This window comes from Pseudophaeobacter flagellatus (assembly GCF_021228235.1).
Classification (GTDB): Bacteria; Pseudomonadota; Alphaproteobacteria; order Rhodobacterales; family Rhodobacteraceae; genus Pseudophaeobacter; species Pseudophaeobacter flagellatus.
Genome location: NZ_JAJQRG010000001.1, coordinates 401,577 through 422,494, shown reverse-complemented (window position 1 = coordinate 422,494; position 20,918 = coordinate 401,577). Strand labels below are relative to the sequence as shown.

The 20,918-nt window shown below is 59.2% G+C and carries 18 protein-coding genes; 15 read left to right on the top strand and 3 right to left on the bottom strand.

The features are described from left to right. Positions 1 to 19: 19 nt before the first annotated feature. From LRK71_RS01955 to LRK71_RS01945, 3 genes are read right to left on the bottom strand one after another with little or no spacing between them, the layout of a single operon-like run. Positions 20 to 1,114, bottom strand: coding sequence for a T6SS phospholipase effector Tle1-like catalytic domain-containing protein (locus tag LRK71_RS01955; RefSeq protein WP_232400703.1), 1,095 nt, complete (start codon positions 1,112 to 1,114; stop codon positions 20 to 22). Then, complete coding sequence (locus tag LRK71_RS01950) at positions 1,095 to 3,389, bottom strand: xanthine dehydrogenase family protein molybdopterin-binding subunit (RefSeq protein WP_232400701.1); 2,295 nt, start codon at positions 3,387 to 3,389, stop codon at positions 1,095 to 1,097. The genes LRK71_RS01955 and LRK71_RS01950 overlap by 20 nt, the downstream gene beginning before the upstream one ends. Before the next feature lie 47 nt (positions 3,390 to 3,436). Beyond that, complete coding sequence (locus tag LRK71_RS01945) at positions 3,437 to 4,588, bottom strand: type III PLP-dependent enzyme (RefSeq protein WP_232400699.1); 1,152 nt, start codon at positions 4,586 to 4,588, stop codon at positions 3,437 to 3,439. Positions 4,589 to 4,694: 106 nt separating this feature from the next. On the opposite strand from LRK71_RS01945, the gene LRK71_RS01940 reads away from it, so the two are divergent. The 15 genes from LRK71_RS01940 (at position 4,695) to LRK71_RS01870 (ending at position 20,804) form a co-directional block, all read left to right on the top strand. After that, the gene (locus LRK71_RS01940) at positions 4,695 to 5,129 is read left to right on the top strand and encodes an Lrp/AsnC family transcriptional regulator (RefSeq protein ID WP_232400697.1); all 435 of its coding nucleotides are present in this window, start codon (positions 4,695 to 4,697) and stop codon (positions 5,127 to 5,129) included. A gap of 137 nt (positions 5,130 to 5,266) precedes the next feature. Then, a complete protein-coding gene (locus LRK71_RS01935; RefSeq protein ID WP_232400695.1) occupies positions 5,267 to 8,392 on the top strand; it encodes a valine--tRNA ligase in 3,126 nt (1,041 codons plus the stop codon). Positions 8,393 to 8,638: 246 nt separating this feature from the next. Next, positions 8,639 to 8,932, top strand: a complete 294-nt coding sequence (locus LRK71_RS01930; protein WP_232400694.1) for a DUF1330 domain-containing protein — start codon at positions 8,639 to 8,641, stop codon at positions 8,930 to 8,932. Between the two features lie 170 nt (positions 8,933 to 9,102). Beyond that, positions 9,103 to 9,567, top strand: a complete 465-nt coding sequence (locus tag LRK71_RS01925; protein ID WP_232400693.1) for a tellurite resistance TerB family protein — start codon at positions 9,103 to 9,105, stop codon at positions 9,565 to 9,567. Then, positions 9,567 to 10,007 (top strand): tellurite resistance TerB family protein, encoded by a 441-nt coding sequence (locus LRK71_RS01920; protein WP_232400692.1) that lies wholly within the window; start codon positions 9,567 to 9,569, stop codon positions 10,005 to 10,007. Before LRK71_RS01925 ends, LRK71_RS01920 begins: the two co-directional genes overlap by 1 nt. Beyond that, a complete protein-coding gene (locus tag LRK71_RS01915) occupies positions 10,004 to 10,783 on the top strand; it encodes a phosphate/phosphite/phosphonate ABC transporter substrate-binding protein (RefSeq protein ID WP_232400691.1) in 780 nt (259 codons plus the stop codon). The genes LRK71_RS01920 and LRK71_RS01915 overlap by 4 nt, the downstream gene beginning before the upstream one ends. Before the next feature lie 136 nt (positions 10,784 to 10,919). Continuing rightward, on the top strand, positions 10,920 to 11,705 hold the full coding sequence (locus tag LRK71_RS01910; protein ID WP_232400690.1) for an ABC transporter ATP-binding protein: 786 nt from the start codon (positions 10,920 to 10,922) through the stop codon (positions 11,703 to 11,705). Between the two features lie 117 nt (positions 11,706 to 11,822). Further along, complete coding sequence (locus tag LRK71_RS01905) at positions 11,823 to 12,533, top strand: transporter substrate-binding domain-containing protein (RefSeq protein WP_232400689.1); 711 nt, start codon at positions 11,823 to 11,825, stop codon at positions 12,531 to 12,533. Between the two features lie 103 nt (positions 12,534 to 12,636). Then, positions 12,637 to 13,518: an ABC transporter permease gene (locus LRK71_RS01900; RefSeq protein ID WP_232401131.1), complete on the top strand. Its 882-nt coding sequence runs from the start codon at positions 12,637 to 12,639 to the stop codon at positions 13,516 to 13,518. Continuing rightward, the gene (locus LRK71_RS01895) at positions 13,515 to 14,321 is read left to right on the top strand and encodes an ABC transporter permease (RefSeq protein WP_232400688.1); all 807 of its coding nucleotides are present in this window, start codon (positions 13,515 to 13,517) and stop codon (positions 14,319 to 14,321) included. Before LRK71_RS01900 ends, LRK71_RS01895 begins: the two co-directional genes overlap by 4 nt. Before the next feature lie 159 nt (positions 14,322 to 14,480). Beyond that, entirely contained in the window at positions 14,481 to 15,800 is a 1,320-nt protein-coding gene (locus tag LRK71_RS01890; protein WP_232400687.1) for a glutamine synthetase family protein, read from the top strand. Positions 15,801 to 15,860: 60 nt separating this feature from the next. Beyond that, positions 15,861 to 16,541 carry a type 1 glutamine amidotransferase gene (locus tag LRK71_RS01885; RefSeq protein ID WP_232400686.1) on the top strand — a complete coding sequence of 227 codons (681 nt, stop codon included), beginning with the start codon at positions 15,861 to 15,863 and terminating at the stop codon, positions 16,539 to 16,541. Then, complete coding sequence (locus LRK71_RS01880; protein WP_232400683.1) at positions 16,541 to 17,899, top strand: glutamine synthetase family protein; 1,359 nt, start codon at positions 16,541 to 16,543, stop codon at positions 17,897 to 17,899. Before LRK71_RS01885 ends, LRK71_RS01880 begins: the two co-directional genes overlap by 1 nt. A 130-nt stretch (positions 17,900 to 18,029) precedes the next feature. After that, positions 18,030 to 19,340, top strand: coding sequence for an NAD(P)/FAD-dependent oxidoreductase (locus LRK71_RS01875; protein WP_232400682.1), 1,311 nt, complete (start codon positions 18,030 to 18,032; stop codon positions 19,338 to 19,340). Positions 19,341 to 19,595: 255 nt separating this feature from the next. Then, on the top strand, positions 19,596 to 20,804 hold the full coding sequence (locus tag LRK71_RS01870) for a DegT/DnrJ/EryC1/StrS family aminotransferase (RefSeq protein ID WP_232400680.1): 1,209 nt from the start codon (positions 19,596 to 19,598) through the stop codon (positions 20,802 to 20,804). The last annotated feature ends 114 nt before the right edge of the window (positions 20,805 to 20,918 follow it).

Genomic DNA, 20,918 nt, shown 5'->3' with positions numbered 1-20,918 from the left:
CACTTTCGAGCGACATGCTCTAAGGCGCGTTTCCAGTCTGCCCGGCGAACCAGCCTGTCGGCTTTTTTGGCAGCGTAACATCGCGCACGCTGTGGTGCAGACGTTCGCTAGGGTCCAGCCCCACCTGCCGTTTGCTCCGCAGCCAAAAGATCTTGCCCCATCCGTTCCAGGTGCCAACCGACGGTGCCTTTGGATCCACCGGAAAGCGCATGCGCCAATCCTGCGGCAGGGGCAAACCGCAATGTTCAGCCCGCTCCAGCATCCAGACCAGCGAAATATTGGCCAAGGGGCGCGCCTCTTCGTACCCGCCTAGCTGACCGCCAATATCCCCATGTGCGCCGTGAAACCAGACCTGTTCGAAATGCCCCTTCCAGCGCTCCGAACCGATCCAGAGCACCGGCTGGAACACATTGCGCGTCTCGTCCAGCGCAAGGGCGTGATAGCCATTTTTGACATGCGCGCCCAATTCGTGGTTATGAAAGGCATGTCGGCTTTTTGCCCAGCGCCACAGCAAGGGCAGCCGCAGGCCCAGAGCCTTGACCGTATCCCAGACACCGATCATTTCGATCTGGGTCTCAGAGTGGCAATATGCCTCACGAAAAGCCTCTGCCACCAGCGGAGAACCCGCCTGTTGATAGTGGCGATAGGCCGTGCGGATATTGCGCACGGTGGCATGTTCTGCCTTGAGCAGGCCAACCTCGCCGATCACCCCGCCAAGCGAACGCACTGCATAGGCGCCGCGCGAATATCCCATCAGATAGATCCTGTCGCCCGGGCGATAGCGCGACGCAAGATAGCCATAAGCCCGGCGGATTTGCCGGTTGATGCCCCGGCCCATCATGACATCTGGCGCGCTGCCCCAGCCAGTCCACTGCACGCCCGCCTCATAGAAAACAGAAACCTCGCCGCTCATTTCAAGGCACATCTGATAGAGACGTCCGGCATGGGTCTCTTGTCCGGGCTCCAGTGTCGACATGGTGCCATCCAGAATGATCACATGGGCCTGCGGCCCGCGCAGCTTTGCCTCGCCAGAATGCTCAGACCGCAGGGGCCGACCAAGCCAGCCAAGCCCCAGCCATCCGCGCAGGTTCTTACTAAGCTGCTTTAATCCCATTCCTCAAAGCTTCCCAAAGTTTCAGTGGGGTGAACGGCATATCCACCTGCCGCAACCCCTGGTCCCAGGTGGCATCCTGCACCGCATTGGCGACAGCGGCCAGGGCACCAACGGTGCCCGCCTCGCCACAGCCCTTCATCCCCATTGGATTCTGGGTGGAGGGCACCGGTTCGGAGGTAAAGTCAATCATGGGCACATCGGCGGCACGCGGCAAGGCATAGTCCATAAATGTTGCAGTAAGCAGCTGGCCGTCTTCATCATAGACCACATGCTCCATCATCGCCTGACCCAGGCCCTGCACGACGCCGCCATGCACCTGACCTTCGGCCAACATCGGGTTGATAAGGTTGCCAAAATCATCAACTACCGTGTAGCGATCGACCACGGAAACCCCGGTTTCAGGATCAATCACCACCTCGGCGATATGGGCCCCGTTTGGAAAGGAACGCCCCGGCAGCTGCGCCCGCGCCGTGTGACGTAGCAAATCAACGCGCCCCTGCGTGCGGGCCATCTCTGCCGCCTCCAGCAACGATGGTGTCAGGTTGGATCCCGGCGCGCGGAAGGTCTCGCCATCAAAGCGGACAGCCTCTTCCTCGACCCCCATTTCATCGGCAAGGAAGGGTGCAAAAGCCGCAACCATCACCTCTACCGTGGCCAGTGTCGCATTGGCCTGTGTCGTCACCGAACGCGAACCACCTGTACCGCCGCCCTTGGCAATACGGTCGCTGTCGCCCTGAATGGTTGTGATTTTGTCGGCCGGAATACCCGTCTGATCCGCAAGGAACTGGGCATAGACAGTTTCATGCCCCTGCCCGTTGCTTTGCGTGCCCACGTAGATATTCACCCCGCCATCCTCCAGAAATTCGACTTCTGCACCTTCGGAAGGGTCGCCCAAAATACTTTCAATATAGTAACACAGGCCAAGACCACGCAGTTTCCCGGCCTCGGCATCGGCAGCACGACGGGCCGCAAACCCTGCAATATCAGCTTCTTCTTCAGCGCGTGTCAGGATCATGCCAAAATCCCCAACATCGTAGCTTTCGCCGGTTACCGTGGCATAGGGGAAATTACCCGGCGCAATAAAGTTGCGACGGTGCAGTTCAAGCGGGTCAACCCCCAGTTCCCGCGCGGCGCGGTCCATCACCCGTTCCAGCACATAAATCGCCTCGGGACGCCCAGCGCCGCGATAGGCATCCACCTGCGTCGTATTGGTATAGATGCCTTCCACCTGCAGCCAGGCTGTTTTGATATCATAGACCCCGGCCAAGACCCGGCTGAACAGCTGGGTCTGAATGGGCTGGCCAAACTGCGAATTATAGGCGCCAAGGTTGCAGCGGGTCTGCACCCGGTAGGCAGTGATCTTGAGATCCGCGTCAAAGGCCAGCTCTGCCAGTGAGGTAAGATCGCGCCCGCCGTTGTCGCTGAGCATTGCCTCGGTACGGTCCGACATCCAGAACACCGGTTTCTCCAGCGTCTTGGCAGCATGGGCGACGACAAAATACTCCGGATAGGTCATCGCCTTCATGCCAAAGCCACCGCCGACATCCGGCGTCACCACATGCACGTCCTCCTCTGCCAAATGCAGCTTGGCCGCCAGCTGGCTTTTGGTGCCCCAGACGCCCTGCCCGCCATAGGTGAAATGCAAACGCCCCTCGTCCCAGGTCGCAAAACAGCCCCGTGGTTCCATGGCATTGACGATAATGCGGTTGTCTTCAACCTGAAGCGACACGGTATGGGCTGCCGCCTCAAAGGCCGCTTGTGTTGCGGCCTCATCCCCCATGCCCCAATCAAAGGCGCTGTTGGTTGGCACCTCCGGGTGCAGCGGTTCACCACCAGCCTGCAGGTCCAGCTTGACCGGCAGATCGTCAATGTCCAGCTCAATAAGCTCACCCGCATCACGGGCCTGATCCAGGGTCTCTGCAATGACAACGGCGATGGGCTCCCCGACAAAGCGCACGCGCCCGTCAGCCAGCATATGGCGTTCAGGTGCGGCGCCGTCGCTGTCGTCGCGATTCTTGACCACGGTGGCATCCATGGTGGTGGTCAGCCCCGCCGCCTTAAGGTCCGCGAGGGTCAGCACCATATGCACCCCCTCGGCGGCGCGGGCCTCCTCCAGATCCAGGGTCGAGATCACCCCATGGGCAACCGGACTGCGCAGAACCCAGGCCCGCAACGCCTCCGCCGGGGCGCAGTCTTCGATATAACGCCCATGCCCGGTCAGAAACCGAACATCTTCGACCCGTTTGACCGGCTGACTTTTTCCAAATTTGTCCATGCTCGCCCCCTGTTCGCGCTTACTCGTGCTTTCAGGGGACCTTAGCCTTAGTGGCGCGCTTGTCCAGAGAGCTCAATCACCGTCGCCACGTCAGACAGCCCATAGCCGTTGAATTGCGTACTCATGGCCGAGGAATAGGCGCCAAGCCCAGGAAACAGCACATAATCGCCCATCTGGCTGTCTGTCGGCAGGGCCAGGCCATCCGGCAAACGGTCCAAGCTGTCGCAGGTTGGGCCAAAGATCACCCTTGGGCGCACCGGGGCGCAGCGGTGTTCGCCCTGGGCGCTGACCACGGCGACCCGCCCCGGCAGCCCCATGTCGCGGATGTCGACCAGCCCGCCATAAATCCCGTCATTGAGGAAAACCACCTCACCGTCCCGGCGCAGGCCTTTGATCCGTGCAGCCAGGGTAAAAGCCTCTGACACCATCGCCCGTCCCGGCTCGCAGATCAGCTGCGGCGCGTCCCTTCCAAAGGCTGCGGCTGTGGCGGCGCGAATGGCGGTAAAAACGGCCTCCAAATCTGGTGCAATCCCATCGCGGTTGGCCGCAAAGCCACCGCCAACATTCAGCCGGGCAACAGGGACCCCCGCCTCGTCAATAATGCGTTTGGCGGCGTGGATATATTCAACCCAGGCCGCCGCATCCTCACATTGGGTGCCGGGGTGAAAGCACAGCGCCGGGGTCCAGCCCTCGGCCGCGACCTGCTGCAACAAGGCGATAGCCTCTTGTGGGGCAGCGCCAAATTTGCTGCCAAAATCATAGGCAGCCCCCCCCACAGGCAGTGCAAAGCGCACCGCGATTTCGCGATCCCGCGGCACCGCATCCAGCTTTTCCAGCTCGGACAGCTCATCCACCGACCAGCTGGTCACGTCATAGGCGATACCGGCCGCGATCTCGGCCTCAGAGCGCATCGGATTATTGTAGTGCAGCACCGCATCAGGGCTGGCTGCACGGACCGCTGCCATCTCGCCGGGGGAGGCCACATCAAAAGCGTTGAGCCCCGCCGCCACCAGATTAGACAATACAGCCGGGTGCGGATTGGCCTTAACCGCATAGGTCACCAACCCGTCAAAGCCCGCCATAAACCGCTTTGCCGTCTGGTGCAGCACCTGGGGGGCAAAATACAGGATCGGGTGATCCGGCTGGCGGCGCGCTAGATGAGTTTCAGGATCAAGCCAAAGCGGGGAAATCTGCTGCATCGGGAAAGCCTCTATTGTTTTGAATATTTTGCGCTGATTTTGCATCGCTTTCACCCGGCAGTTTGCCTAAAGTGACGAAACATTTCGCCAGATCGCAGGCAAAAACATGAAAACCGACGAAACAGACCAGCAGTTATTGGCCCTCTTGCGTGAAAACGCCCGTCGCCCGGTGGCGGAACTGGGCCGCGCCCTGGGACTGGCGCGTACCACGGTGCAGGCACGCATCGAACGGCTGGAACGCAGCGGTGTCATCGCAGGCTATACGCTGCGCCAATCCGCGGTTGAGCGCGCGCCCCTACAGGCCACGGTGCTGATCTCGATCGAGCCGCGCTCTGGTCCCGAGGTACTGTCGCGCCTGCGCAGCCTTTTGGGGGTCGAGGTGGTGCACACCACATCGGGCCGGTTTGATCTTTTGGCCCAGGTGGTTGCCCAGACCACCACCGCACTGGACGAAACCATCGACCGGATCGGCGAGGCCCGAGGCGTGCGCTCCTCCGAAAGCCTGATCCACCTGGCCACCAAGCTGGATCGCAGCCTCTAGCCTGCCCTTAGGCGCCGCCTCCCCTGCACCTCCGCTGCCGGATTTTTCAGGCTGGTTTGCGCGGTCCCTTTCCCTTTGCCCCCCCATTCGTTATTGGAGGCAGCAACCCCGAATTCAATCGACGCAGGACGACCCACATGGCACTGGACAAGACATTCGACGCGGCCACAGCTGAAAGCCGCCTTTACAAGGCCTGGGAAGAGGCTGGCTGTTTCAAGGCAGGCGCCAATGCCAAGCCTGAGGCCTCGACCTATTGCATCATGATCCCGCCCCCCAATGTGACTGGGGTGCTGCACATGGGCCATGCCTTCAACAACACGCTGCAAGATATCCTGATCCGCTGGAAGCGGATGCAGGGGTTTGACACCCTGTGGCAGCCGGGCACCGACCACGCCGGGATTGCGACGCAGATGGTGGTGGAACGCGAGCTGGCCAAAGAGGGCAAGAAACGCACCGATTTTGCACGCCCTGATTTCCTTGCCAAAATCTGGGAATGGAAAGAACAGTCGGGCGGCACCATCATCGAACAGCTGAAACGCCTTGGTGCGTCGTGCGATTTTGACCGCACCGCCTTCACCATGGCGGGCGCTTCCGGTGATACGCGCACGGGGCATGAGAACTCGCCCAACTTCCACGACGCCGTGATCAAGGTCTTTGTGGAGATGTACAACAAGGGCCTGATCTATCGCGGCAAGCGGCTGGTCAACTGGGACCCGCATTTTGAAACCGCGATCTCGGATCTGGAAGTCGAGAATATCGAGACCCCCGGCCATATGTGGCACTTTAAGTATCCACTCGCGGGGGGGGCGACCTATACCTACATCGAAAAGGATGAAGACGGGAACGTCACGCTGGAGGAGACACGCGACTATATCTCCATCGCCACCACCCGCCCCGAAACCATGCTGGGCGATGGCGCGGTTGCGGTGCACCCCTCGGATGAACGCTATGCGCCCATCGTTGGCATGCTGTGCGAAATCCCCGTCGGTCCCAAGGCGCAGCGCCGCCTGATCCCGATCATCACTGATGAGTACCCCGACAAGGACTTTGGCTCTGGCGCGGTGAAGATCACCGGTGCCCATGACTTCAACGACTATCAGGTTGCCAAACGCGGCGGCATTCCGATGTACAACCTGATGGACACCAAGGCCCATATGCGTGCCGATGGTGCCCCCTATGTGAAAGAGGCCGCCACAGCCCAGGCCATCGCCAATGGCGAGGCTGAGTTCACCGAGGCCAGCATCGCCGCAATGAACCTGGTGCCGGAAGAATATCGCGGGCTGGACCGGTTTGAGGCCCGCAAACGCGTGGTGGCAGATATCACCGCCGAAGGCCTTGCCGTGATGCAGACCGTCACCAAGGTAGTGAAGGATGAAGACGGCAATGAGAGCGAGGTCACCGAGACCCTGCCCTATGTCGAGAGCAAGCCGATCATGCAGCCCTTTGGCGACCGCTCCAAAGTGGTAATCGAGCCAATGCTGACCGACCAGTGGTTTGTTGACGCCGAAAAAATCGTCGGCCCCGCACTGGAGGCGGTGAAAGACGGCACCGTCAAGATCCTGCCGGAGTCTGGCGAAAAGACCTATTACCACTGGCTGGAAAACATCGAGCCCTGGTGCATCTCGCGTCAGCTCTGGTGGGGCCACCAGATCCCGGTCTGGTTTGACCAAGCAGGCAACCAATTCTGCGCGCCCACTGAAGCTGAAGCGATTGAAAGTGCCCGCAACTTTTACAAGAAAGAGTATCCAGATCATCAGCTAGATATTCGATGTGAAAACGTTGGTGGGCAGCACCTGAGTCCAGACGACGCAGGACGGCGCGTGGAAGCCGTTGCCAATGTTGAGACCGGTTGGGTCGCTGACCTAGAAAAAGGGACTGCTGGAACGCTCTACGTTGAACTTACCCGCGACCCCGACGTGCTGGACACCTGGTTCTCCTCCGGCCTCTGGCCGATCGGCACCCTGGGCTGGCCGGAATGGACCGAGGACACCTCGAAGTATTTCCCGACCTCCACATTGGTGACCGGGCAGGACATCCTGTTCTTCTGGGTTGCGCGGATGATGATGATGCAGTTGGCGGTTCTGGATCAGGACCTGCCGGTCAAGGAACGCATTCCATTCGACACCGTCTACCTGCATGGCCTCGTGCGTGACGCCAAGGGTAAGAAGATGTCCAAATCCACTGGCAACGTCGTCGACCCACTGGAAATCATTGACGAATACGGCGCCGATGCGCTGCGCTTTACCAATGCGGCGATGGCCTCGCTTGGTGGTGTCCTGAAGCTCGACATGAAGCGGATCGAGGGCTATCGCAACTTTGTCACCAAGATCTGGCAGGCCTGCTCCTATGGCGACAGTCAGATTGATGCCTTCAGCTTTACCCGTGATGCAACGCCGCCCAAGGCGACCCTGCCGCTCAACCGTTGGATCATTGGCGAAATTGCCAAGCTGCGCGACGATGTGCAGGCCGGGTTTGAAAGCTTCCGCTTCAATGACGCCGCCAATGCGATCTATGCCACCTTCTGGAACACCTTCTGCGACCGCTATCTGGAATTCACCAAGCCGGTATTCCAGGGCGATGATGCGGCCGCCAAGGAAGAAACCCGCGCCACCTTTGCCTGGGCGATTGATCAGGCGCTGATCCTGATGCACCCGATCATGCCCTTTGTCACCGAAGAGCTGTGGAATGCCACCGAAGGGCGCGGCGTCAAGATGGGCGAAGCCTCCAAGATGCTGGCCCATGCCGCCTGGCCGAGCTACCGCGCCGCCGATCTGGTAGATGCCGAGGCCGAGGCCGAAATGAACTGGGTCATCGCGGTGATTGGCAATGTGCGCTCGGCCCGCTCGCAGCTGAACGTGCCGTCGGGTTCCATCGTGCCGATGCTGGTCACCGAAATGGACGCCGCGGCCCAGGGCTATTGGGATCGCAATGCAGAGCTGATCCTGAACAAGGCCCGCATTGAAAGCCTGACGCAGGCAAAGGACCTGCCCAAGGGCTGTATTTCAATCGCGGCTCCGGGGGCATCCTTTGCGCTGCCACTGGCCGATATCATTGATGTTGCAGCAGAAAAGGCACGTCAGGAAAAGAACCTCGGCAAATTGACCAAGGAACTGGGCGGGTTGCGTGGGCGGTTGAAAAACCCCAAATTCGCTGCCTCGGCCCCCGAAGAGGTGGTGGCAGAAGCCCGCGAAAACCTGGCTCTGCGCGAAGAGGAAGAAGCCAAGATCAAAGACGCCCTGGCGCGCCTGCAAGAGATCGGCTGACCCGCCAGGATCGGCCGCACCCCGGTCTGTCGCTGCCTCAAACGCCCGCCTTTGCGCGGGCGTTTTTGTTACTCGCGTTCCTGCCACCGTCACAGCCTTGGGTGTTTTCCCTTGGCCAACGGGCCGGGTTTTGCAATAACTCGTGGCAAGATCATTTGCTTACGGGGAAATTCCCTGCCCGCGCAGCATTGCCTTTGCGGTGGTTCTGTATCAGCTTGGCACCAATATATTGAAGGAGCTCACAAAATGCCAAAGGCCTATTGGGTGGCACATGTCGATGTTGACAATATGGAGCGCTACAAAGACTACATTGCCGCCAATGCCGCACCTTTCGCTGAATATGGTGCCCGGTTTCTGGTGCGAGGCGGCACCAAGGAGATCCGCGAAGGGACCATGCGTTCGCGGACCGTGGTGATTGAATTCAAAGATTTCGAAACTGCAAAATCCTGCTATGATAGTGTCGCCTACCAAGATGCCAAGGCGCTGCGGGATCCGGTTGCCAACGGCGATATGGCAATTATCGAAGGCTATGGCGGCTAGCCACAGACTGGCTGGGGCCGTGCCCGGAAAACCGGCCCGGCGTCTTGGCCTACAGCACATGCGCCGCGCCGATCGGACCCGTTGCGCAGCCTGCCCCAAAGGTTCATAACAGTCGGCCCTGCAACATACGACTGCAACTACCGACGCTCAGAGAGATGGAGTATCCAAGCATGCTCAAGAAGTTCTTTCAGGCCTTTCGGCCCACCGATCCGCCAGCCCTGCCTGACCCCGACGCGGAATTGGCCCTGGGCGCCCTGCTGGTGCGGGTGGCGCAGTCTGATCGCGAATATAAACTTGAAGAGATCAGCCTGATTGATCGCATCCTGTCGCGGCTGTACCAGCACGACGCGATTGAGGCTGCAAAGGTGCGTGCCACCTGCGAAAAACTGCACTCGGCGGCGCCAGAAACCGATACCTTTGGCCGACTGATCCGTGAAACCACAGGTCTGGATGAACGGCTTGCCGCGCTCGATGCCCTTTGGGAGGTGGTGCTGGCCGATCACAACGAACATGAAGGCGAAGTGCGCATCATCGAAGAGGCTTACAAGGCCATGGGATTGTCCTTCGCCGATAACGAGGCGGCACGCAGCAAGGCCATGGCGAAACTTGCCGCCAAGCGGGAGACAGAAGAGTAATGTTCAAGGAATTACTTGCCCACCTGCTGACCCCGGCCCCAGCCCCGCTGAACGATGAAGGCGCGCGTCTGGCTCTGACTGCGCTCTTGGTGCGAATTGCCCGGTCTGATCACAATTACTCAGAAGTCGAAAAAGACCGTATCGACCGTATCATCTGCACCCGTTATGGCCAGGACATAGGTGGCGCGATCCTGTTGCGCGAACAGGCCGAAGCCATGGAGGCAGAGGCCCCTGATACCGTCCGCTTCACTCGCGCCATCAAAGAGGCCGTCGCCTATGAAGATCGTATCGGCGTGGTAGAGGCCCTGTGGCAGGTGGTGCTGGCGGATGGCCGCCGCGACCAAGGCGAAGACGCCCTCATGCGGTTGTCGGCAAACCTGCTTGGCGTCAGCGATATCGACAGCGCCCAGGCCCGCAAGCGGGCGGAAACCACTATATGATCGCCTATCTCGGCATGTATGACAGGCCAGAAACCGCAGAGGCCAATGATCTGTTCTGGGCCGCCATTCGCAACAACCTTGATCTGGGACCAGAAAAACCACCAGAGGCCCTGAACCGGGACATCGACCCCTGGGAGGCCTGGAATGCGCCAGATCTACTCTTGGCTCAGACCTGTGGGTGCCCGTTTCGCACCCGGCTTTATGGCGAGGTCGATCTGGTAGGCACCCCGGACTACGGTCTGCCCGACTGCCCGCCGGGATACTATCGCAGTGTCTTTGTTGCCAAGACCGCGACGCCGCTGCCACGGCTGAAAGACTTTGATCGTGCCCGCTTTGCCTATAATGACGGCCTGTCGCAATCGGGCTGGGCCGCGCCCCTGATCCATATGCAGGATCTTGGCATTCTGCCGGGGGAACTGGTCGAGACCGGCGGCCACCGGGCCTCGGCCCTGGCGGTTGCCGAGGGGCGCGCAGACTTTGCCGCGCTGGATATCCTGTCTTGGGAACTGATCCAGAAATACGACGCTTTCGCCGACCAGCTCTGTGTCTTTGAACGGACAGCCCCAACCCCAGGCCTGCCCTTTATTACTGCGCTCTCGCAGGATCCGGTGCAGATCTATCAGGCCATCGCCGATGCGATCGAAGACCTTGACCCGTCGACACGGGCAGCGCTGCATCTGACGGGAATCTTGCAGATTCCAATGAGTGAATATCTCTCTGTCCCAACCCCTCCGGGGCCCGTGCTGACAGGGCTAAAGATCGCCGCTCGCAGCTAGGCCGCCGCGCCTTCCGATTTGACCGTTTTTTCACCCGCTTCGCATGTTCAAGCCCAAAGCTTCCGGTTTTAGCGTTGCATTTAGCCATTTTTTCGGTCCATTTAGAACCAGTTTTTCTTAATCGGGCGAAACCGCTTTGACCAATTCGACACCTGTACTCGAGATCCGCGACCTGCATAAATCCTATGGCGAGTTGGAGGTCATCAAAGGTGTCAGTATCACTGCAAACCGCGGTGATGTTGTGTCGCTGATCGGCTCTTCCGGGTCGGGTAAATCAACCCTTTTGCGCTGCTGCAACCTGCTGGAAAACAGCCAGGAGGGCGAGATCCTGTTCAAGGGAGAGCCTATCAGATGGAGCGGAACCGGGCTGGCACGCCGCCCCTGCGACCCCAAGCAAGTGCTGCGCATACGCACCAATCTGTCGATGGTCTTTCAGCAGTTTAACCTCTGGGCTCATATGTCCATTTTGCAAAATGTGATGGAGGCCCCGGTAACCGTTTTGGGACTGGAGCCAGCCGCCGTCGAGGCCTCGGCCCGCGCCTATCTGGACAAGGTTGGAATTGGCGACAAATGCGATGCCTATCCGGCGCAGCTTTCCGGGGGGCAACAACAGCGCGCCGCCATCGCGCGGGCGCTGTGCATGGAGCCAGAGGCGCTGCTGTTTGACGAACCCACATCGGCGCTGGACCCCGAGCTGGAGCAGGAAGTCATCAAGGTCATCAAGGACCTTGCCGCTGAGGGACGGACCATGATGATCGTGACACATGACATGAACCTGGCGGCGGATGTTTCTGATTCGGTTGTGTTCCTGCATCAAGGCCTGATCGAAGAACAGGGCCCACCGGACGCGGTGTTTGGCAGCACACAATCGGAACGACTGCGCGGTTTCCTGTCGCCAAGCCGAAGTGCGCGCAACAGATAGGCCGACACACCACATTCGGGCTTTGACCTAGGGCGCGCGCGCCTGAAGCAGAGAAAACCACCGGATAAGACCACGACAAGACACCAAAATACCAATCAAAAAACTGGGAGTAACACAATGAAATCACTTATTCTGAGCACCGCAGCCCTGGCGCTGACCGCCAGCATGGGCCTGGCCGACACCGTGCGTCTTGGCACCGAAGGCGCCTACCCTCCCTATAATTTTCTCAACGACAATGGCGAAGTTGACGGGTTTGAGCGCGAGCTGGGCGACGAGCTGTGCAAACGCGCCGAGCTGACCTGCGAGTGGGTTACCAATGACTGGGATTCGATCATTCCCAACCTGCTGTCGGGCAACTACGATGCCATCATCGCCGGCATGTCGATCACCCCAGAGCGCAAGGAAGTTGTGCAGTTCACCCAAGGCTACACGCGCCCATCGCCTTCTGCCTTTGCGGCGCTTTCGGCTGACGTTGATCTTGGGGCCGCCGTGATCGCGGCTCAGGCCTCCACCATTCAGTCGTCGCATGTTGCCGGCACCGGTGCGACCCTGGTTGAATTCCCCACACCGGATGAAACCATTGCTGCAGTAAATTCAGGTGAAGTCGACGCCGTCATGGCCGACAAAGACTTCCTGCTGCCCATCGTTAGCGAAACCGAGCTGCAGTTTGTTGGCGACGACGTATTCCTCGGTGATGGTATCGGCATGGCCTTCCGTCAGTCCGACACCGACGTCATTGCCAAGTTCGACGCCGCGATTGCTTCGATGAAAGAAGACGGCACGTTGAACACGATGCTCGACAAATGGGAAATCGAAGGCAAGTTCTGAAACACGCCTCCCCATTGATCAATAAAGGGGGCGGCAGCCCCCTTTGCCCCTGACCAGACAGCCTTGTTTCTTGTCTCCGGTCCCGATCCCGACGAGGTTCACCATTTTTTCCTTTTGCTCTGACCCGGCCACGCTGGAGGGTATCCAGTGGTATAGCTGCTACCTGACCACCGGAAAGCATCTTGCTTTCTACATGTCCTTTGGCACCGTCTTGCTGTTACTGGCGGTGACGGCACCTGCGGCCCTGCTCTTTGGGTTTGGCGGTGCTATGGCGGCTCGGGCGCGGTTTACCCCGCTTTCTTGGCTCGGCAAGATCTATATATCGGTCGTGCGCGGTGTGCCGGATATCGCCTTTTTTCTGTTCTTCGTCATCGCGCTGGATCAGGGCATCGAATACCTGCGCCACAAGGTAAAATGCCCCGACTGGGATGAACCCATTCGCCAGGGCAGTGATTTCCTTGTCTGCAGCATCGCCAAGATGCCGCTTGGGGATGCACCGCAGTGGCTGCATGAAGCCTATGGGTTTAGCCTGGCGGTGCTGACCTTTGCCATCGTCTTTGGTGCCTTTGCCGCCAATGTGCTGTTTGGGGCGATGCAGGCTGTTCCGCATGCCCAGATCGAAACCGCCGCGGCCTATGGGCTAAGCCATCGGCAGACCTTTTGGCGTATTCTGGTGCCGCAGATGTGGACCTATGCCCTGCCCGGCCTGTCAAACCTGTGGATGGTACTGATCAAGGCAACGCCGCTCTTGTTCCTGCTCGGCGTCGAAGACATCGTCTTTTGGGCCCGCGAGCTTGGCGGCTCCAAAACCGCCAAATTCACCGCCTATCCGCATCCAGACTGGCGCATGTGGTATTTTCTGGGGCTCTTGGTGTTTTATCTGGTCTTTACCCGTGTTTCGGAACTGGTCTTGGACCGGATCACCACCCGCCTGGCCCATGGCCAAGCCACCGTGGATGGTGAAGCGCAAAGGAAAGCCGCATGAGCTGCTATCAAACTCTACAAGACTATGCCTTTCGCGCCTTTGGCTATGGCGAACGCCTGTTGCCGCGCAGCGATTTCACCCTGTGTGAACAGTTCACCCTGATCGGATCGGGGCTGTTGTGGAACATCTACTTTGGCGTCATTGCCGTGACCACCGGGTTTGTCCTTGCCAATTTTCTGGCGCTTGGCAAGAATTCCAAATCGGCCTGGGCGCGCAAACCGGCTGAATGGTTTATCTTTCTGTTCCGCGGTTCGCCGCTGTTTATCCAGTTCTTCTTTGCCTATTTCCTGTTCCTCAGCCTGAAAAGCGTTTCAAGCATCTTCAACCCGCTGTCTTCGGCCTGGGCCGGAGCATTGATCGTATTGTTCCTGAACACAGCTGCCTATTCCGCAGAGATCCTCTATGGTGCGCTGCGGTCGATCCCCAAGGGCGATATCGAGGCGGCCGATGCCTATGGGCTATCCGGCTGGACACGTTTCCGGCGCATCGAATGGCCCACAATGATGCGTCTGGCCTGGCCCGCCTATACCAACGAGGCGATCTTTCTGTTCCATGCCACCACCCTGGTGTTCTTTTCCGGCTTTCCCGCCTGGCAACAAAAGGGCGATGCGCTGTACTATGCGAATTATTTCGCCGACAAGACCTTCAATCCCTTTGTGCCCTACCCGATCCTGGCCTTCTATTTCATCCTGCTAACCCTGGTGATCATCGCCGTCTTTGGCCGGGTCAACACATGGCTGAATCGCCATCTGCCCCAGAGCAAGCGCCCAAAGCTAAAGTTCAAACCGAACCTCATTCGCTAAAAGATCAAATAACTGCAAGAAAAATGGGCCCCTCTGGGGCCTATTTTTATGCAAACTTCGGCGAAAATCAGGCAGGCAATGAAACTTTTGATCAAATTTCCTTGGCTCATTCGCCATCCTGCAGTACAACACTGACATAGCGATCAAGGAGAGCCGATCATGGATCTGTCACAGCTGAAAACCATCCGCATCGCCGCCTGCGATCTGAACGGGCAGATGCGTGGCAAACGGATGCCTGCCTCGCAGATGGCCAAGCTGGCCACGGGCGCGGCCAGAATGCCGCTCTCTGCCTTGAACGTCGATATCTGGGGCCGTGACATCGAAGACAGCCCGCTGGTGTTTGAAACCGGTGATGCCGATGGCATTCTCAAACCCTCCTCGCGGGGGCCGGTGCCGATGCCCTGGCTTGCGACCCCTTCGGCGCTTGTGCCAATGGTGATGGAAACCGAAGCGGGTGCGCCTTTTCTGGGTGACCCCCGGCAGGTGCTCGCCCAGGTGCTGGAACGCTACACCGCACGTGGCTGGCAGGTGATGGCCGCCACTGAAATGGAATTCAATCTGGTTGATGACAGCGGTCCCCAACCTGCCCCCCCAGCGCACCCCCACACCGGGCGCAAACTGGTGCAGCAATCGGTGCTATCGGTCGAAGAACTGGACGCTTTTGATGCCTTTTTCACTGATCTTTACAACGGTGCAGAAGAGATGGGCATCCCCGCCCAATCCGCTATTTCAGAGGCCGGTCTGGGGCAGTTTGAAATCAACCTCAACCATCAGGATGCGCTTCGCGCCGCTGATGACGCCTGGCTGTTTAAGGCGCTGGTAAAAGGACTTGCACGCAAGCACGACCTGGCTGCCACCTTTATGGCCAAGCCCTATGAGGACGAAGCCGGCAATGGCATGCATGTGCATTTTTCGGTGGTCGACAGAGACGGCAACAACGTCTTTGATGATGGCTCGGAGCAGGGATCGGAGCTGTTGCACCAGGCCGTGGCGGGCTGTCTGGCCGCCATGCCAGCCAGCACCCTGATCTTTGCTCCGCATGGCAATTCATATGCGCGGCTGGTGCCCGGTGCCCATGCGCCAACCAGCGCCGCCTGGGCCTACGAAAACCGCACCGCCGCAATCCGCATTCCCGGCGGCAGCCCAAAGGCACGGCGCATCGAACACCGGACCGCCGGGGGCGATATCAACCCCTATCTGATGCTATCAGTTGTACTTGGCGCCGCCCTGCTGGGCATCGAAGACGCCCTGGTGCCGCCGCCTGCATCATGTGGCAATATCTACGATATTCCCGATCTTCCGCAGCTGGCTGGGGATTGGCAAAGCGCCATTTCCCTATTCGAACAAGACCCGCTGATGGCACGGATCCTACCAAAGATGATGATCCGCAACCTGACAATGACCAAGCGACAGGAACTCGCCGGCTTTGCGGCCCTGCCGCCAGAGAAACGTTGGCTCAGCTGGCTGGAAGCGGTATGACATCAGCCAGCCAGGAGCATGGCGCTTTGGGCTTTATATTTTGATCAAATCTGGTGAACTATGAAAATCGGCATCTTGCAAACCGGCCACGCCCCCGAGGATCTTATCCAAGAGGCAGGCGACTATGACCAGATGTTTTGCGACCTTTTGGCGGGCCACGGCTTTGCCTTTGAAACCTTTGCGGTTGTGGATGGGCAATTCCCCAAGGATGCGCTGGCGGCAGAGGGTTGGATCATCACTGGCTCCCGACATGGGGCCTATGAAGATCACGCCTGGATCCCCCCGCTGGAAGATCTGATCCGTGACATTCACGCCAGGCAGCAACCGCTTGCCGGGATCTGCTTTGGTCATCAGATCATTGCCCAGGCTCTGGGTGGCAAGGTGGCCAAATTTGACGGTGGCTGGGCGGTGGGCCATGTCACCTATGAACAGGATGGCAAACCCGTAACCCTGAATGCCTGGCATCAGGATCAGGTGATCGAACGCCCGGCCGAAGCCCGCGTTCTGGCTGGCAATGCCTTTTGTGAAAACGGCATCCTGGCCTATGGTGACCATATCTGGACCCTGCAGCCACATCCCGAATTCAGCAATGCCTTCACCGGCGGGTTGATCGAAAAGCGCGGTCGCGGCGTGGTGCCCGACGCATTGCTTGATCAGGCCCGCCAAGGTCTCGACACCGCTGTAGACGCCCCCGAAATCGCAACCTTCCTCGCAGATTTTATGAAGAAAGAGAGGACTTAATGTCATCCTGGATTGACGACCTTCCCGAAGCGGCAAGAACCTATCTGGAGGGCCGTCGTCTCGACGAAGTTGAATGCGTTATCTCGGACCTCCCCGGTATCGCCCGGGGTAAGGCGGTACCGGCATCCAAATTCGCCAAGCAGGATTTCTTTCACCTGCCGGACAGCATCTTTTATCAGACCATTACCGGAGATTGGGCCGAGGCCGCCGATGATGACGGCTGGATCGAAAAGGACATGACGCTGCATCCCGATATGTCCACCGCAACCGCCGCCCCCTGGACAGGGGACTGGACGCTGCAGGTGATCCATGATGCGCTGGACCGTGACGGCGCGCCGATCCCCTATAGCCCGCGCAATGTGTTGAAACGCGTGGTGCAGCTCTATCATGACAAGGGCTGGCAGCCAGTTGTCGCGCCTGAGATGGAATTCTTCCTGGTCGCACGCAACATTGATCCGGGCAAAAAGATCGAACCGATGATGGGGCGCTCTGGTCGCCCGGCCGCGGCGCGACAGGCCTATTCGATGACTGCGGTGGATGAATTTGGGCCCGTGATCGACGATATCTACGACTTTGCCGAGGCCCAGGGATTTGAGATCGACGGCATCACCCAGGAAGGCGGCGCAGGCCAGCTGGAAATCAACCTGCTGCACGGCGACCCGGTCAAGCTGGCGGATGAGGTCTTTTACTTCAAGCGGCTGATCCGCGAAGCCGCCCTGCGCCATGACTGCTTTGCCACCTTTATGGCCAAGCCGATCGAGAATGAACCCGGCTCGGCGATGCATATTCACCATTCGGTGCTGGATCTGAAAACTGGCAAGAACATCTTTTCAGCCGAAGACGACAGTGAAACGGATGCCTTTTTCCACTTTATCGCCGGGTTGCAGAACCACCTGCCTTCCGGGATTGCGGTGATGGCCCCCTATGTGAATTCCTACCGGCGCTATGTGAAAGACCACGCCGCCCCGATCAATCTGGAATGGGCGCGTGACAACCGCACCACCGGCATTCGCATTCCACTGTCCAGCCCTGCGGCGCGGCGGGTGGAAAACCGCCTTGCCGGGATGGACTGCAACCCCTATCTTGGGATCGCTGTCTCGCTGGCCTGTGGTTATCTTGGCCTGCTGGAACAGCAAAAGCCAGACGCGCAGTTCAAAGGCAACGCCTATGAAGGCGAAGGCGATATTCCCAATGTCATGGGCAGTGCGCTGGATCTGTTTGACGAAGCCACCAAACTGCACGAGGTGCTCGGCCCTGATTTTGCCCGTGTCTACAGCATCGTGAAACGGGCCGAATACGAAGAGTTCCTGCAGGTTATCTCCCCCTGGGAGCGCGAGCATCTGCTGATGAACGTCTAAGGCCATATCTGACCCGCGCCGCTTCCCGCCCCCCCGTTTGCCCAGCAGGCATCGCCGTCAAATATCCCTGCCCAGCCCAGGGCAGGCGCGGCAAAAGGGACCTAAAGACAGCTGACAAGAGAGTGACACAATGGCTTTGAATCTGCTGCATTCCAACGATCAAAAAGGTCGCTACCCCACCAGTTGGTATGCGGCGACAGCAACACTGCAAGCGCCATTTGCGCCGCTGCAGGGCGACCAGCGCGCCGATGTCTGCATCATCGGCGGTGGCTTTACCGGCTTGTCGGCCGCGCTACACTTGGCCGAAGCCGGGATGAAGGTTGTCCTGCTTGAGGCCCACCGGGTGGGCTTTGGTGCCTCGGGGCGCAATGGTGGCCAGCTGGGCAGTGGTCAGCGCCTGGATCAGGAAGGCCTGGAGAGCTTTGTCGGAATGCCGGATGCGCAAAAGCTGTGGCAATTGGGCGAGGACGCCAAGGATCTGGTAAAGTCGCTGATTGCCAAGCATCAGATCGATTGCCACCTACGCCCAGGCGTTGCCTGGACCGCCTCCAACGCCAAGGATGTCGCCCATCTGCATGACTATGGCCGTCACCTGCAAGATCGCTATGGCTATGATCAGATTGACCTTTTATCAGACGAGGCCTGCCAGGAAATCTGCCCCTCACCCGACTACAAGGGCGGCATTCTGGACCATGGCGCTGGCCATCTGCATCCGCTGAATCTTGCCCTTGGTCTGGCCCGCGCGGCCGCCGCAGCCGGGGCCACCCTGCACGAACAAAGCGAAGTGCTGGAGATCAGCGAAGGCGCCGAGGTGCGGGTAAAAACCGCCACCGGCAACCTGCGCGCCGATCACCTGATCCTGGCCTGCAATGGCTATCTTGGCGGGCTGAACCGCCAGGTCGCCAGCAAGGTCATGCCGATCAACAACTTTGTTGTCGCAACCGAACCCTTGGGCGATGATGCCGCCAGGGTGCTGAGCCGCGACATCGCCGTGGCCGATGGCCGGTTCGTGGTCAACTACTTCCGGCTCAGCCATGACAAACGGTTGCTCTTTGGTGGCGGTGAAAGTTACGGCTATCGTTTTCCCGCCGATATCGAGGCCGTGGTGCGCAAGCCCATGACCCAGATCTTTCCGCATCTAAAAAATGTCCGAGTCGACTATGCTTGGGGCGGCACCCTTGGGATCACCATGAAGCGTATGCCCTATCTGGCACGGCTCAGCGCCAATGTGCTGTCGGCCTCGGGCTATTCCGGCCATGGCGTCGGCACCGCCGTCCACGCCGGGCAGCTGATGGCCCATGCAATCCAGGGAGAGGCCGAAGGGTTTAACACCATGGCAAAGGTTCCAGCGCCCAGTTTCCCTGGCGGCCCTACCATGCGCTCGCCGCTGCTGGCCCTCGCCATGAGCTGGTATGCGCTGCGCGACCGGATCGGCATCTAACCACAGGCCGCTTCTGTTCATTTGCCAAATCTCTGACTTTGGATATGCCCCCTTTCGCGCCGCTGGAGGGGGTATTTTCGCCCCTGTGCCCGGTTTTGCCCCCGCCTTGCGTCCCAACACCCCCGCCAGGGGCGCGTCCCTGCGCAACAGATTTGTGAAATTTCACCAAAAGCCGCCGACATACTCCATCTGCGACTTGGCAGAAGGTGCCAATTGTTTTATATTTATCAAATCCATAATTCAGGAATTTGAAATATGACTCAGGCCCCCAATGTTCATGCAGCGGAACCGATCCCCGCAGCAGCCCGCGAGGCAATTGATGCGCTGATGCAATCTGGCGATCTGTTTCGCTACACCGCACCGGAAAATGCCCCGGTTGCCTTGTTGGAGCAAGAATTTGCCAGCCTTCTGGGCAGCAAATATGCGCTGGCGGTTTCCTCCTGTTCGGCGGCCTTGTTTCTCTCTCTCAAAGCGTTGGACCTGCCACGCGATGCACGGGTTTTGATCCCTGGCTTTACCTTTGCCGCTGTGCCCTCTGCCGTGCTCCACGCCGATTGTCTGCCCGTCCTGTGCGAGGTAGGCGACAACTACCGCATTGATCTGGCGGATTTCAAAGCCCGGCTGGATAGCGACATTCAGGCGGTCATCATCAGCCATATGCGCGGCCATACCTCCGACATGGATGCCATTCTGGCGCTCTGTGAGACGCGCAACATCCCGGTGATCGAGGATGCAGCCCATTCGCTGGGCACCACCTGGAATGGTCGCAATATCGGAACTTTGGGCAAGATTGGCTGCTTTTCCTTCCAGTCCTACAAGATGATCAATGCCGGCGAAGGTGGCATACTTATCACCGATGATGCTGATCTGGTGGCCCGCGCCGTCATCATGTCTGGTGCCTATGAACACAACTGGAAAAAGCACAAAGGCCCAATGGGCGACAATAGTACAGATCTGGCTGATGCCTTTGCTAAATGGCAGAACCAGCTGCCACTGTATAATCTGCGGATGAGCAATCTATCCGCCGTGGTCATTCGCCCGCAACTGCCCGAGCTGGCCCACCGGGTGACAGACGGCTTGAAAAACCACGACTATGTCGCAGCGCAGCTGAATGCCTCGCCCTATTTTAATGTACCTGCCCCCCTAGCCCCCGAACAGCGGGCGCCGGATTCGATCCAGTTCAATCTGGTGGGGATGACAGCAGAGCAAATCACCGCCTTTTCCGAAGCCACGGCCCAGGCCGGCGTCAAGGTGCAGATCTTTGGCCGCTCCGCAGACAATGCCCGCGCCTTTTGGAACTGGCAGTTCATTCAGGACCTGCCAGAATTGCCACAGACCCGCGCCATGCTGATGCAGGCCTGTGACGTGCGCCTGCCGGTCCGCCTCACCCAGTCAGAATTGGATCTCGTGGCGGATATTCTGGTGACAGCCGTCACCTCTACCATGGAGCGCGCCGCAGCCTAGGCTCGGCCCGTATCAAAGCCAGACAACAAAAAAAAGCGCCGCCCCCTCTGGAGGTGCCGCTTAATTGTCTATCCCCGAGCCTGCTGTCAGTACCGATCCGGTCTGCAGCTGGTC

What these genes read in the sequence shown, in the direction of transcription:
- LRK71_RS01955 (WP_232400703.1), bottom strand. Translation starts at nt 1,114, where the DNA reads ATGGGATTAAAGCAGCTTAGTAAGAACCTGCGCGGATGGCTGGGGCTT.
- LRK71_RS01950 (WP_232400701.1), bottom strand. Translation starts at nt 3,389, where the DNA reads ATGGACAAATTTGGAAAAAGTCAGCCGGTCAAACGGGTCGAAGATGTT.
- LRK71_RS01945 (WP_232400699.1), bottom strand. Translation starts at nt 4,588, where the DNA reads ATGCAGCAGATTTCCCCGCTTTGGCTTGATCCTGAAACTCATCTAGCG.
- LRK71_RS01940 (WP_232400697.1), top strand. Translation starts at nt 4,695, where the DNA reads ATGAAAACCGACGAAACAGACCAGCAGTTATTGGCCCTCTTGCGTGAA.
- LRK71_RS01935 (WP_232400695.1), top strand. Translation starts at nt 5,267, where the DNA reads ATGGCACTGGACAAGACATTCGACGCGGCCACAGCTGAAAGCCGCCTT.
- LRK71_RS01930 (WP_232400694.1), top strand. Translation starts at nt 8,639, where the DNA reads ATGCCAAAGGCCTATTGGGTGGCACATGTCGATGTTGACAATATGGAG.
- LRK71_RS01925 (WP_232400693.1), top strand. Translation starts at nt 9,103, where the DNA reads ATGCTCAAGAAGTTCTTTCAGGCCTTTCGGCCCACCGATCCGCCAGCC.
- LRK71_RS01920 (WP_232400692.1), top strand. Translation starts at nt 9,567, where the DNA reads ATGTTCAAGGAATTACTTGCCCACCTGCTGACCCCGGCCCCAGCCCCG.
- LRK71_RS01915 (WP_232400691.1), top strand. Translation starts at nt 10,004, where the DNA reads ATGATCGCCTATCTCGGCATGTATGACAGGCCAGAAACCGCAGAGGCC.
- LRK71_RS01905 (WP_232400689.1), top strand. Translation starts at nt 11,823, where the DNA reads ATGAAATCACTTATTCTGAGCACCGCAGCCCTGGCGCTGACCGCCAGC.
- LRK71_RS01895 (WP_232400688.1), top strand. Translation starts at nt 13,515, where the DNA reads ATGAGCTGCTATCAAACTCTACAAGACTATGCCTTTCGCGCCTTTGGC.
- LRK71_RS01890 (WP_232400687.1), top strand. Translation starts at nt 14,481, where the DNA reads ATGGATCTGTCACAGCTGAAAACCATCCGCATCGCCGCCTGCGATCTG.
- LRK71_RS01885 (WP_232400686.1), top strand. Translation starts at nt 15,861, where the DNA reads ATGAAAATCGGCATCTTGCAAACCGGCCACGCCCCCGAGGATCTTATC.
- LRK71_RS01880 (WP_232400683.1), top strand. Translation starts at nt 16,541, where the DNA reads ATGTCATCCTGGATTGACGACCTTCCCGAAGCGGCAAGAACCTATCTG.
- LRK71_RS01875 (WP_232400682.1), top strand. Translation starts at nt 18,030, where the DNA reads ATGGCTTTGAATCTGCTGCATTCCAACGATCAAAAAGGTCGCTACCCC.
- LRK71_RS01870 (WP_232400680.1), top strand. Translation starts at nt 19,596, where the DNA reads ATGACTCAGGCCCCCAATGTTCATGCAGCGGAACCGATCCCCGCAGCA.